The organism is Acinetobacter sp. YWS30-1 (assembly GCF_033558715.1).
In the GTDB taxonomy this organism is placed as follows: domain Bacteria; phylum Pseudomonadota; class Gammaproteobacteria; order Pseudomonadales; family Moraxellaceae; genus Acinetobacter.
The window spans coordinates 2482142-2494961 of sequence record NZ_CP114606.1 but is presented as its reverse complement, the minus strand read 5'-3'; the positions used below and the strand labels follow the sequence as shown (position 1 = coordinate 2494961).

The 12820-nt window shown below is 42.6% G+C and carries 14 protein-coding genes; 9 read left to right on the top strand and 5 right to left on the bottom strand.

Annotation, left to right across the window (positions count from 1 at the left end):
- Positions 1-24 precede the first annotated feature (24 nt).
- Positions 25-1668: an acyl-CoA synthetase gene (locus O4M77_RS11770; protein WP_179992978.1), complete on the bottom strand. Its 1644-nt coding sequence runs from the start codon at positions 1666-1668 to the stop codon at positions 25-27.
- A 246-nt stretch (positions 1669-1914) separates the two neighbouring features.
- On the opposite strand from O4M77_RS11770, the gene O4M77_RS11765 reads away from it, so the two are divergent.
- From O4M77_RS11765 to infC, 4 genes are all read left to right on the top strand, one after another.
- Positions 1915-3192, top strand: coding sequence for a D-arabinono-1,4-lactone oxidase (locus O4M77_RS11765; protein WP_323714105.1), 1278 nt, complete (start codon positions 1915-1917; stop codon positions 3190-3192).
- A 12-nt stretch (positions 3193-3204) separates the two neighbouring features.
- A complete protein-coding gene (locus O4M77_RS11760) occupies positions 3205-4374 on the top strand; it encodes an alanine racemase (protein ID WP_323713500.1) in 1170 nt (389 codons plus the stop codon).
- Between the two features lie 227 nt (positions 4375-4601).
- Entirely contained in the window at positions 4602-6524 is a 1923-nt protein-coding gene (gene thrS / locus O4M77_RS11755) for a threonine--tRNA ligase (protein ID WP_004783592.1), read from the top strand.
- A 59-nt stretch (positions 6525-6583) separates the two neighbouring features.
- Positions 6584-7081, top strand: coding sequence for a translation initiation factor IF-3 (infC, locus tag O4M77_RS11750; protein ID WP_004783590.1), 498 nt, complete (start codon positions 6584-6586; stop codon positions 7079-7081).
- 61 nt (positions 7082-7142) lie between these two features.
- Here infC and O4M77_RS11745 read toward each other — a convergent pair whose 3' ends face one another.
- The 3 genes from O4M77_RS11745 to O4M77_RS11735 all read right to left on the bottom strand — a co-directional run bounded on the left by O4M77_RS11745 (position 7143) and on the right by O4M77_RS11735 (position 8879).
- Positions 7143-7538: a hypothetical protein gene (locus O4M77_RS11745; protein WP_323713499.1), complete on the bottom strand. Its 396-nt coding sequence runs from the start codon at positions 7536-7538 to the stop codon at positions 7143-7145.
- Between the two features lie 225 nt (positions 7539-7763).
- Positions 7764-8315, bottom strand: a complete 552-nt coding sequence (locus tag O4M77_RS11740; RefSeq protein ID WP_323713498.1) for a hypothetical protein — start codon at positions 8313-8315, stop codon at positions 7764-7766.
- A gap of 99 nt (positions 8316-8414) precedes the next feature.
- The gene (locus tag O4M77_RS11735; protein ID WP_004783582.1) at positions 8415-8879 is read right to left on the bottom strand and encodes an Hsp20 family protein; all 465 of its coding nucleotides are present in this window, start codon (positions 8877-8879) and stop codon (positions 8415-8417) included.
- Positions 8880-9189: 310 nt separating this feature from the next.
- Here O4M77_RS11735 and O4M77_RS11730 point away from each other — a divergent pair, with 310 nt between their 5' ends.
- The 3 genes from O4M77_RS11730 to O4M77_RS11720 all read left to right on the top strand — a co-directional run bounded on the left by O4M77_RS11730 (position 9190) and on the right by O4M77_RS11720 (position 10603).
- Complete coding sequence (locus O4M77_RS11730; RefSeq protein ID WP_004783581.1) at positions 9190-9810, top strand: glutathione S-transferase N-terminal domain-containing protein; 621 nt, start codon at positions 9190-9192, stop codon at positions 9808-9810.
- 72 nt (positions 9811-9882) lie between these two features.
- Positions 9883-10173 carry a hypothetical protein gene (locus tag O4M77_RS11725; protein ID WP_034703056.1) on the top strand — a complete coding sequence of 97 codons (291 nt, stop codon included), beginning with the start codon at positions 9883-9885 and terminating at the stop codon, positions 10171-10173.
- Between the two features lie 7 nt (positions 10174-10180).
- Entirely contained in the window at positions 10181-10603 is a 423-nt protein-coding gene (locus tag O4M77_RS11720; protein WP_312208990.1) for a YqaA family protein, read from the top strand.
- A gap of 91 nt (positions 10604-10694) precedes the next feature.
- Here the strand turns inward: O4M77_RS11720 and O4M77_RS11715 are convergent, their stop codons facing one another.
- The gene (locus tag O4M77_RS11715) at positions 10695-11948 is read right to left on the bottom strand and encodes an MFS transporter (RefSeq protein ID WP_323713497.1); all 1254 of its coding nucleotides are present in this window, start codon (positions 11946-11948) and stop codon (positions 10695-10697) included.
- Positions 11949-12178: 230 nt separating this feature from the next.
- Between O4M77_RS11715 and rpmI the strand changes: the two genes are divergently transcribed.
- On the top strand, positions 12179-12373 hold the full coding sequence (rpmI, locus tag O4M77_RS11710) for a 50S ribosomal protein L35 (protein ID WP_004278281.1): 195 nt from the start codon (positions 12179-12181) through the stop codon (positions 12371-12373).
- 11 nt (positions 12374-12384) lie between these two features.
- Positions 12385-12744: a 50S ribosomal protein L20 gene (gene rplT, locus O4M77_RS11705; protein WP_004647525.1), complete on the top strand. Its 360-nt coding sequence runs from the start codon at positions 12385-12387 to the stop codon at positions 12742-12744.
- Positions 12745-12820 lie beyond the last annotated feature (76 nt).

The window sequence follows — 12820 nt, the reverse complement described above, 5'->3', positions numbered from 1 at the left end:
GCTAGATATTACAGTCTTAATAAATTAAGAAAATTCACCCGTTGAGCGTTCTTTGGCCCAGTCACGCAGGATAAATTTCTGCAATTTCCCGGTTGAAGTTTTTGGAATCTCGGTAATCACCACATCTTTAGGTACTTTAAAACGTGCCAGATGTTGCTTGCAGAATTCGATAATCTCTTCTGCTGTGGCAGTTTGTCCTACTTTCAGTTCGACAAAGGCACATGGCACTTCCTGCCAGCGAGGATCTGGTTTTGCCACCACGGCTGCCGTGAGAATAGCAGGATGCTGATAGAGCACTTCTTCCACTTCCAGCGATGAAATGTTTTCACCACCCGAAATAATCACATCTTTAGAGCGGTCAGTTATTTTTGCATAACCATCAGGTTGGCATACTGCCAGATCGCCAGTATGGAACCAGCCACCGGCAAAGGCTTCTGCAGTTGCTTCCGGATTCTTTAAATAACCTTTCATGACGATGTTGCCACGGAACATGATTTCACCCATGGTCTGACCATCATGTGGCACTTCCTGCATAGTGTCAGGATCAAGCACTTTCATGCCATCTTGCAGTGGATATGGTACACCTTGACGAGAATGCAGTTGTGCCTGCTCCTGAATTGACAGATCTGACCAGCCTGCCTGAGACGCACAGAGCGCAGAAGGGCCATAGGTCTCGGTCAAGCCATAGACGTGAGTTACATTGATACCGATATTGCGCATGCCTTCAATGATTGCAGCGGGAGGCGCAGCACCCGCCACCATCACTTCTACGCGGTGATCAAACTTGGTCTTTTTCTCTTCAGGGGTATTGATCAGCATCGACAGCACAATGGGTGCACCGCAGAAATAATCCACTTTATGTTCAGCAATGAGTTTAAAGATCAGTTCCGGATCAACTTTACGTAAGCAGACGTTCGTACCACCATTGGCTGCCATGGTCCAGGCAAAGCACCAGCCATTACAGTGGAACAGCGGTAAGGTCCATAAGTAAGTGGCACGTGGCATCATGCCACAAGCAATGATATTACTGGCTGCATTAATATAGGCGCCACGGTGATGGTAAACCACGCCTTTCGGGTTACCTGTGGTTCCAGAAGTGTAGTTCAGGCTAATCGCATTCCATTCATCATCCGGTAAATGCCATTCAAAATTGGCATCGCCTTGAGCCAGCCAGTCTTCATATTCAATCTGGCCGATACGGGTATCTTCACCCTCAAATTCCTCATCAGCCACGTCAATCACATAAATGTCTTGCTGTGGAACCAGAGCCAAAGCTTCTGTTGCAACTGCAGAAAATTCTGGATCGACCAGCAGTACTTTGGTCTCAGCATGTTCCAGCATGAACGCCAATGTTTTGGCATCCAGACGGGTATTTAAGGTATTCAGGACCGCACCCGCCATTGGCACAGCAAAGTGTGCTTCGATCATCGCAGGTACGTTTGGCAGTAAAACTGAAACGGTGTCATTTTTACCGATGCCTAAATTCTGGAGCTGGTGGGCAAACTGACGGCAACGATTGTATTTTTCACGCCAGGTAATACGACGCTTACCATGAATGATCGCATTTTGATTCGGGTAGATATAAGCCGCGCGATCGAGATAGCGTAAAGGTGACAGCGCTACAAAATTGGCAGGGGTGCGCGGTAATTCATCGTATGCCTTAACCATTGTAAAACTCCGTTCTATATTTATTTTTCATATCCTGTTAAAAAAGATATGCAATTCTTGGAAGTCTTGCAGTTATGCTTTAGTCGAGTGCGAATGTATAATTTTAAAAATTTAAATAATTGAATATTAATAAAATTATTTTTAAGCACCGATTTTTTTGAACCTATGGGTTCCCATATTTGCCTTTTTAGGTATTTTACTCTAAATGGGTGTTAAATATAGCCTCAGCCAAGGAATAATAATGAAATACAACAGGCGGATGCAACATGGCGCAACTGGTCAGGAAGCCAGTACAGTTCTCCTCAAATTTTTGAGCCTAAAGAAATTAATGAATTGCAAAATCTGGTGAAGTCACATGCGCAGATTCGTGTGGTGGGTGCAGGACATTCATTCAGTGCACTAGCTAAAACCGATGAGGTCTTGATTCGTCTGGATCATTTCAAAGGCGTGATAGATGCAGATGAAGCGACAGCTCAATGTACTGTACAGGCAGGTACGCGTTTATATGAGTTGGGTAAATATCTAGTTCCTCTTAATCAGGCTTTGATCAACCAAGGCGATATTGATCAGCAAAGTCTGGCGGGTGCAATCTCGACCGGTACGCATGGCACGGGAATTGATTTACCGTGTTTATCTGCTTTCGTTCAAGGCTTTGAATTACTGACTGCAGATGGCGAATTATTACAATGTGATGAGCAGCAAAATACGGAAATTTTTCAGGCGGGGCGGGTGGCACTAGGCGGTTTTGGAATACTCACCAAAATCACCCTGCAAAATCGGCCGCGTTATAAATTAAAAGAACAGATCCGGTTGTGTCCGTTAAAAGACATATTTTCCAATATCGATCAATGGAAACATCAGCATCGGCATATTGAGTTTTGGGCATTTTTACATGCTGATCAGGTCATGCTGAAAACGCTGGATGAAACGGATGAATGCATTCAGCCAAGAAAAGAAAGCTGGCCATCAGAAGACAGTTTACTGATGTTATGTTCTGAATTGACACGGTTATTGCCATCTACCAATCCTTATCTGCAAAAGCTGCTCGGTGTTTTTGTCAAACCGACCTGTTTTGTGGATTGGTCCAGTCAGATTTTCCCCACACCGCGTAATACCCGATTTAATGAAATGGAATATCAGATTCCGGTCGAACTAGGCTTGCAGTGTCTGGAAGAAGTGCTGCATTGTTTAAGGCAGCATCGTGTGCCGATGTTCTTTCCGATCGAGTTTCGTTATGTCAAAGCGGATGACATCTGGCTCAGTCCGTTTTATCAGCGGGATTCAGTTTCAATTTCTATCCATCAGTTTTATAAGCAGGATTATCACGTCATTTTTAATCTAGTGGAACCGATTTTTCAGAAATATCAGGGGCGACCGCATTGGGGGAAATTGCATAACATGCATGCTGCATCACTGCGTGATTTATATCCAAAATGGCCTGAATTTGTGGCGCTACGTCAGCAACTGGATCCGCAGAAAAAATGGCTGAATCTCTACTTGAAACAACTGTTTCTGGCTAAGTAGCAGGAGTAAAAGATGCGATCAACTTATTTTCAGCAATTGACTCAAGACCTAAAACAGCAGGGTACAGGTACACCACAACTGATTCTGGATTTGGTTCAGTATCAGCATAATCTGGATGTTGTGCAGGCAAAACTACCTCCGCAGTTAAAGCCTCGTCTGGTGGTGAAATCTCTGTCCAGTACTGAGTTGCTTCAATTCGCTAGTGAAAAGCTGAATACCCAGCGTTTTATGGTATTTCATCTGCCACATCTTCGGGAAATTATCGGAGCATTTGAGCAAGCGGACATTCTACTCGGTAAGCCAATGCCGGTTCATGCAGCGCAGCGCTTTTATCAGAGCTTGTTTGGTCAAAAGGGCTTAAATCCTCAAGCAAAAATTCAATGGCTGATCGATAGTCAGGCACGCCTGGAGCAATATCTGCAACTCGCGCAAAGTCTGAATCTCTGCCTGAATGTGAATATTGAAATTGACGTGGGTCTACATCGCGGAGGAGTAAGCAGTCAGGAACAGTTCGTAGCCCTACTCAAGCTGATTCAGCAGCATCCTTTGTCTCTAAAATTCTCCGGATTAATGGGCTACGATGCGCATGTAGCTAAACTGCCAAAAATTCTTAAAAGTCCTGAAAAAAGTTATCAACAATCACAGCAGATTTATCAAAAATTCAAGATGACGCTGCAACAGCAATTTCCTGATTTATGGCATGAAAATCTTTGTTTTAACGGTGGCGGCAGTCCGACCTTTATGCAGCATTGCCAGCAGAGTATTTGTAATGATCTGGCTTTTGGTTCCATGCTACTTAAACCCAGCGATTTTGATCTAGACAATCTCTCAGCTTTAAAATGTGCCTTGTGGATCGCCACACCAATTTTAAAAGTGCTGCCTTATAGCCAGATTCCCGGACTGGAAATGCTGAATCATCTACCGCATCAACATAAAGCGCTTTTTGTGTATGGTGGCTACTGGCAGGCGGACTATTATTTTCCAGAAAAAAGCCAGCTGCATGTTTTATATGGATGCAGTAGCAATCAGGAAATGGTTCTGGTACCGAAATCTTGCGAACTGAAAGTCGATGATTATGTGTTTTTAAGACCAACTCAAAGCGAAGCCATCATTCCCCAGTTTTCTCACTTGTATGTCTATGCTGAAAGGCAATTTGAAGCGTGGCAAACCTTTAGAGAATAAATAATTCTTGAGTGAATAATGATCTTAACTCATTGCAGCTCAAAAGAACTTTTTGGTGATAAATCCTATTTTTATTAGGGAAAAGGTTTAATCATTGGCTCAAGCCGTGTAAAATTCTAGGCGATTTTTTATTTATCCACCGTTTTTATCTTTTGAGGTTCTCCCTCGATCATAATCTCGCGGTGACATGCTCCATGGTACGGGGCATCACTCCTTAAGGATTTCATATGCCAATTATCACTTTGCCAAATGGCGATCAAAAACAGTTTGATCACGCCGTATCTGTGATGGAAGTTGCTCAAAGCATCGGTCCTGGTCTTGCAAAAAATACCGTTGCAGGTCGTGTAAACGATCGTCTAGTGGACGCGTGCGATCTGATTACTGAAGACGCAACCTTACAAATCATCACGCCTAAAGATGAAGAAGGTGTCGAAATTATTCGTCACTCTTGCGCACACTTGGTGGGTCATGCCGTTAAGCAATTGTTCCCAGAAGCAAAGATGGTCATTGGTCCAGTCATTGAAGAAGGTTTCTACTATGACATCTGGATGCCACGTCCATTTACTTTAGATGACATGGCTGCGATTGAAGAGCGTATGAAAAAGCTCATCGATCAAGACTATGATGTCGTGAAAAAAATGACTCCGCGTGATGAAGTGATTGCAGAATTCACAGCCCGTGGTGAAGAATACAAATTGCGCCTGATCGCAGACATGCCTGAAGAAACTCAAATGGGCCTGTACTACCATCAGGACTATCTGGATATGTGCCGTGGTCCGCACGTACCAAATACCAAATTCCTAAAATCATTCAAGCTGACTAAAATCTCTGGTGCTTACTGGCGCGGTGATGCGAAAAACGAACAGCTACAACGGATCTATGGTACAGCTTGGGCGGATAAGAAACAGCTCGCAGCTTATATCAAGCGTATTGAAGAAGCTGAAAAACGCGATCACCGTAAAATTGGTAAAGCCTTAGACTTGTTCCATATGCAGGAAGAAGCACCAGGTATGGTGTTCTGGCATCCAAACGGCTGGACCATTTACCAAGTGCTTGAACAATACATGCGTAAAGTTCAGCAAGAAAATGGTTACCTTGAAATCCGTACACCACAAGTGGTGGATTTCACGCTTTGGGAAAAATCAGGTCACGCAGCGAACTATGCTGAAAACATGTTTACGACTCATTCAGAGAACCGTAACTACGCTGTAAAACCGATGAACTGTCCTTGTCACGTGCAAGTGTTCAACCAGGGCTTAAAATCATATCGTGATCTTCCAATCCGTTTAGCGGAGTTTGGTTCATGTCACCGTAACGAGCCATCGGGTTCTTTACACGGCATCATGCGTGTACGTGGTTTTACCCAAGATGATGCGCATATTTTCTGTACTAAAGAACAAATCGGTACTGAAGTTGCAGACTTTATCAAATTGACACTAGACGTATACAAAGATTTTGGCTTTGAAGAAGTACAAATGAAGTTATCTACACGTCCTGAAAAACGTGTGGGTGATGATGCACTTTGGGATATGGCAGAAAAATCTTTGGCAGATGCTTTAGATGCTGCTGGCCTAGATTGGGATTTACAACCAGGTGAAGGTGCATTCTACGGTCCGAAGATCGAATTCTCATTGAAAGACTGCTTAGGCCGAATCTGGCAGTGTGGTACCATTCAATGTGACTTCAACCTTCCAGAACGTCTGGATGCTTCTTATGTTACTGAAGACAACGATCGTGATCAGCCTGTGATGTTGCACCGTGCAATTCTTGGCAGTTTCGAACGTTTTATTGGTATACTGATTGAACACTACGCGGGCTTTATGCCACCTTGGTTATCACCAGTGCAAGCGTGTGTCATGAATATTACTGATGCTCAAGCCGAGGCTTGTGAGTCAGTCGTCGCGAAACTTAAAGAAAACGGAATTCGTGCAATTTCTGACTTGAGAAATGAGAAAATCGGCTTTAAGATTCGTGAACGTACTTTAGAGCGTATTCCTTACTTATTGGTACTTGGGGACCGTGAGGTAGAGGAAGGTACTGTGAATGTCCGTACCCGCTCAGGAAAAAATTTGGGTACTATGTCAATCGATGCTTTCGTTGACTTAGTAAAAGCAGCCGTTGCCGAACGCGGCCGGTACATTGTGGAGTAACAGCGATTAAACAGCCTGACCGTAATCAACAGGGCGGTAATAAATCAAACCGTCCTGCCTTGAATGATGAAATTCGTGCTAAAGAAGTTCGTCTTGTAGACGAAAATGGTGAGCAAAAAGGTATTGTAAGCCTTGCGGAAGCATTGCGCGCAGCAGAAAATGTTGAGCTTGATCTTGTTGAGATCGTAGCCAATGCTGAGCCACCTGTTTGCAAAATCATGGACTTCAATAAGCATTTGTTTGATCTGAAACAAAAGCAGAAAGAAGCGAAGAAAAAACAACATCAAGTCCAGGTGAAAGAAATCAAGCTACGTCCTGCGACAGATGTAGGTGATTACAACGTAAAATTACGTGCAATCATCAAATTCCTTGAAGAAGGAAACAAGGTTAAAATTACCCTGCGTTTCCGTGGTCGTGAAATGGCTCACCAGCAACTGGGTCTGGCTCAACTGCAAAAAGTTGAAGCAGACGTCGTTGAATATGGTGTTGTTGAACAAGCACCAAAAATGGAAGGTCGTCAAATGGGTATGCTGCTTGGTCCTAAAAAGAAAAAGTAAGCATCTCTTGATGAAAAAAGCCCTGCATTTGCAGGGCTTTTTTATGAGGTAACTTAATTTTTTATTGAGTAGGGTAGGATTTTCCTGCTTCTACAATCGGAATATTGGCCTCAGTGGGTACATAAATTATTTGTTGAATACGACCTTCACGTAGGGCTTCACCAAATGCACCAATAAATTCCTGCTTGCGATATTCAGGATAATCTTTAGCTGCCTGCCCAACGAGTTTAATAGCTTCTGCACGCAGTTTGGCACTTTCCAGTTCCGCTTTTGCAACTTGCACTTGAATCAATTTAGATTGTTCTGCTTCAGCCAATGCTGCCTGACCATCCATCCCTTGTTTCCAAACTTTATAATGTGGCCAGCCAAACAATAGCAGTAAAATGACAATCAATAAAAAGAAGAGCAAGCCCAATAGCATGAATGGACTTAGGGCGTTGCGACGGACATAATTCATAGTGCACCTACGGCAGATTTTTTTATCTATGGTATTTATTGAATGTTTTATTCTGTTTCAGAAAAGCATAGCCGAAATTTTATGTAAATCAACTATATGTGGTGATAGGGGAAAGTCCCAACCAGAACACCATTTTTTAATAACTGCTTTTTATCCTTTGGAATCTGATGAGATAAATTTCTTTCAGCTTAAACCATATAGTTAAAAGTGTTTTTGAATCAGCTTTTATGATCTTAAATTCCAAGCACTGTGCATGGCCTGAATAATTTCTTTAGCTTGCTGACGGGAAAACATCGATAAATGAATCCGGAATAATCTTAAACAGAGTCGGTCGCGCCAACTGGGCTGACAAAGAATAAAATCGAGAGTGCCATCCCGCTGATTAATTTGATGAGCGGGAAGTCTGGTTAGCCAACGTTTGGTACGGGCTTTAATTGAATCATATCGAGGATTGATAAAGCTATAATGGACGGCTTCACGATATAAACACAGGCTGATCCGGTAACCTGCCAAAGTGTAATAAATTGTCCGCGAGGTGATTTTTAGTTTAATGCTATATACCAAGAGCGATAGCATCAGGAAACCCAGCATATAGCCATAAAAGCTTGGAGACTCCTGCCATAAAAATACCAATCCTCGAATAAAACTGGAAGGAGGATCTGGAGTATGAAGGTATAAGGTCATCAAAATCCCAATGGGATAGCAAAGAAGGAGAAGTCCCATATGTTTCATCGTCTGGGCACTTTGATGAAACAGAATAATATCTGATGTGCTCATATTATTATTTTTATAATGAGTGAAAATTGAACACTTTCAAGCTTAAGGATTCTGTCCTAAAAAAGAAAGACCCATTCGGGTCTTTCTTTTGGCAGGTGATTAGCTTTGCTGCTCGTTAGATTCATTTTTTTCAGCTAACAGTTTTTTGCCAATCGGAATCTGACGAGGCAATTTTTCTTCTGGCACATTGCGCTGCAATTCGATTTTCAATAAACCATTTTCAAATTCAGCTTGTTGTACCTCTACATGTTCATCCAGACGTAAAGACAGTTTGAATGAACGGTGCGCGATACCTTTATGTAGGAATTCTACAGTAGTATCTGAATTTTCTTCCACCGCTTTACCGCTAATGGTCAGAACCTGATTTTCCAGATTGATCTCTAGCTGGTCTTCATTGAATCCGGCAGCAGAAACCACAATGCGGTAATTGTTGTCGCCGGTTTTTTCAATGTTGTAATGTGGATAGTTCGGTGCCTCACTTTGCATTGCATAATCAAAAAGGTCATTAAAGCGGTCAAAACCGATACTACGACGGAATAGTGGGCTAAGACTGAAATTGCTCATTGATCTTACCTCCTGATCTCAGAAAAGTTTTTTAAACAACATGCAATTCTTCAATATGATCTCAGTGATTAGAAACAATCTCCTGAATAGATCATTGCTCTATTTCTAATATAGGATTGAGGCGAAGTTTTTCAAGCCTCAAGATTTAAAAATATTTGAACCCATCTTGAGCTAAAAATAATGCTTTGAATTTAGCGATTTTACTGCTGAATCTATAACAAAATATGCGGAAGTAAGGCTTTAAATCATGCTATAACTAGATCAAATTTCAATAATGTCATGTAAAAACGAAAAGGTAACAGGTAATAACATGATTGATCTCTATTATTGGGGAACGCCCAATGGCCATAAAATTACCATCGCATTAGAAGAAATGGGCTTGGAGTATAAAATTTTCCCGATCAATATTCTGGAAAATGACCAGTTTCAACCTGATTTTTTACGTATCTCTCCAAATAACAAAATTCCTGCGATTGTGGATCAGGATGGCCCGCGTGGTGAACCGATTTCAGTCTTTGAATCTGGCGCGATTCTGCAATATTTGGGTCGTAAAACCGGCCTGTTTTATCCGGATGATGAGCAGCAACGTGTTGAAGTTGAGCAATGGCTAATGTGGCAAATGGGTGGCTTGGGTCCAATGCTGGGGCAAAATCATCACTTTAGCCGTTTTGCTCCTGAGCGTATCCCGTATGCCACTGATCGCTATGTCAATGAAACCAAGCGTCTATACGGGGTTCTGAACAAACAGCTGATTGGTCAGAAATATGTAGCTGGTGAGTATTCGATTGCGGATATGGCTATTTTGCCATGGGTGCTACGTCATGAATGGCAGCAGATTGATCTGGCTGATTATCCGGAAGTACAGGAATATGTGACACGCCTGACTGCGCGTCCAGCGGTGCAAAGAGCGTTAGCAATACAGGTCAGATAAGTCTGGCCTTTGTGCTAAACTAGATAAAAGTAGATTAAACCACCTTTGGGTGGTTTTTTATTGGGTGAGTATATGAAAGATTTTTTCCTGAACTTTACTAAAATCGTGGAAACGAATCCTCGAATTTACTGGAGTATTATTTTCGGTATCGCAGCTTGTCTGCTGCTGTTTATTGCTGAAATTGTGCATGTGGATCAGGTGATCAGCGCCTTGAATACCAAGGATCGTCAGATTTTAAATGCAGCGCTTGAGACGATCACCCAGAAATATCAATGGTCACGTATTTTGGTCATGGTTATGGCTATATTCTGGGCGAATTGGGAATATCTTAAAGCCAAGAAAAAACTGGGTTTAAGCCGTTAGTCTCGGGATGTCCCTGTTTCTACTTTTCCTTGCCGCTTTTGGTGCAGCCACTTTATTACCGCTGCAGTCAGAAGCGGTTTTGCTGGGTTTAATATGGCAAGGGAGCTATTCGGCGGCCTTACTCATCATGATCGCAAGTGCTGGAAATATTCTGGGTTCCTGTGTGAACTGGTATCTGGGGTTCAAGATTGAGCAATATAAGCATAAAAAATGGTTTCCAGTCTCTGAGCAGCAGATGCTGAAAGCCCAAAGTACCTATCAGAAATACGGCTATTGGTCATTATTGCTGAGCTGGGTGCCGATTATTGGCGATCCAATTACATTAATTGCCGGTTTGCTTAAGGAAAATTTTACCCGTTTTATCTTGATAGTCAGTATTGCCAAAATTGGACGTTATCTGTTTGTCTATTGGGCTTATGCGATGTTTTAAAAAAGAGGCATAAAGCCTCTTTTTATTTGTATTCATTATTAGTGCGCAGGATTTTCCTGATTAAAGATCCTACGTGCATCAGAACTAAAAATTACTTTTCAGTCCCTTTGGTAATATCAATTCCAAACAGATCCTTGGTTCTCGCCCAGCTGATGGCAACCACCAGTAGGGTCATGCTGCCACCAAACACTGTAGCCATAATCGTACCCATATATCTCGCAGCCAGACCAGACTCAAAAGCACCCAGTTCATTACTAGACGAGACAAACATGCCGTTTACTGCAGCAACCCGGCCACGCATATTATCGGGTGGATAAATCTGTAAAATCGTCTGACGAATCACCACTGAAATACTGTCACAAGCCCCGGTCATGGCAAGAGCAAACAGAGATAGCCACATCGAGTTGGAGAAAGCAAATAGTAAAGTAAAGACACCGAAACCTGCGACTGCAAGCAGCATATTACGCCAGGCATGTTGCGTAGGCGGAAAGCGGGTCAGGACAATCATGGTTATCAGCGCACCAATGGAAGGAGCAGCCCGTAAATAACCCAAACCCTCTGGACCAACTTTTAGAATATCTTCGGCAAAAATCGGTAAGAGGGCAATCACCCCACCAAACAGCACCGAAACTAGATCTAGGGAAATTGACCACAGTACAATTTTACTGTTCCAGATGAAGCGGAAACCATCGCCCAGACTATGCAGGACATTTTCAGTTTCAATTTTAGGAAAATCGCGCTTTTGCAATAAGTTAATCAGAACAAAACAGATGCTGACCAGTACTGCGACAGTTAGAAGACTGGTTTCCCGACCTAAAAACGCCAGCATAAAACCACCGAGCATCGGCCCGATAATTACACCACTTTGCAAGCCAATTGTGGTCCAAGTTGCACCATTGGCATAGAGTGCACGTGGAATCAGAAAGGGTTTTAGTGAAGTTGCTGAAGGATTATAAAAGCCACGAATGGTACCCAGACAGAAAATGACGGCATAAATTCCCCAAGATAATTGACTGGTGCTGAGGTTTCCCAAACCGTGATAATGAAACAGTGACCAGAGAATGACAGGCATCGGAATGGCAAAAAATAAACAGATTTTCATAATAGTCTGCTTATTAAAACGATCCGCAACATATCCACCCCATAAAGAAAGGGAAATAAATGGAATCGCCTCTGCCAGACCAATCAGTCCTAAGGTCAGCGGGTCTTTGGTAATCTGATATAGTGAATAGGCAACAATAATTTCCTGAATCAGAATGGCTAAAGTCAGGCAAAACTGATTTAAGGTAACAATAGAAAAGTCTCGATAACGGAGTGCGGCAAATGCATCGGGCTGAATGTGCATAAAGAGCTGTAACTGAAAAAATTGACAAATTATAAAGTGATATCGCAAGCAGTATATAAATTCATCATTCAATTCTTATCGTAAAAAATGCTAAGTTTGCAGATTCATCAAGAAAAAAAGACTAGTGCTTTTGTTTTAAGCAAAGATGCATTAGAATATCGGCTCCCTTACCTGCAGGGCGTTCTTGCAATGGTGCAGACGTGCCGAACAGGTGTTCAAAAGAGGTTGTTATGCCTAAGATGAAAACTCGCCGTGGTGCAGCTAAACGCTTCAAAGCGACTGCTAACGGTTTTAAGCGTAAACAAGCGTTCAAACGCCACATTTTGACCAAAAAATCTGCTAAGCGTATTCGTCAATTGCGCGGCTGTGTAATGGTTCACGTAAGTGACGTTGCTTCAGTTCGTCGTATGTGCCCGTACATCTAAGGAGATTATAAATGGCTCGTGTAAAACGTGGTGTACAGGCTCATCGCCGTCACAAAAAAATTCTTGCTCGCGCTAAAGGTTACTATGGTGCTCGTTCACGCGTTTACCGCGTAGCGTTCCAAGCGGTAATCAAAGCTGGTCAATACGCTTACCGTGACCGTCGTCAGAAGAAACGTCAATTCCGTGCTCTATGGATTGCGCGTATCAACGCTGGTGCACGTCAAAACGGTTTATCGTACAGCCGTATGATCGCTGGCTTGAAAAAAGCTCAGGTTATCATCGACCGTCGCGTACTTGCTGACATCGCTATGCATGACGCAGTTGCGTTTGCAGCTCTAGCTTCTAAAGCTAAAGATGCGTTGGCTGCATAAGTCTTTATGACTTAGAAAAAAGACCGCTTTTAGCGGTCTTTTTTTATCTCTGTCTTTTTTATTTTTTGACGTTCAA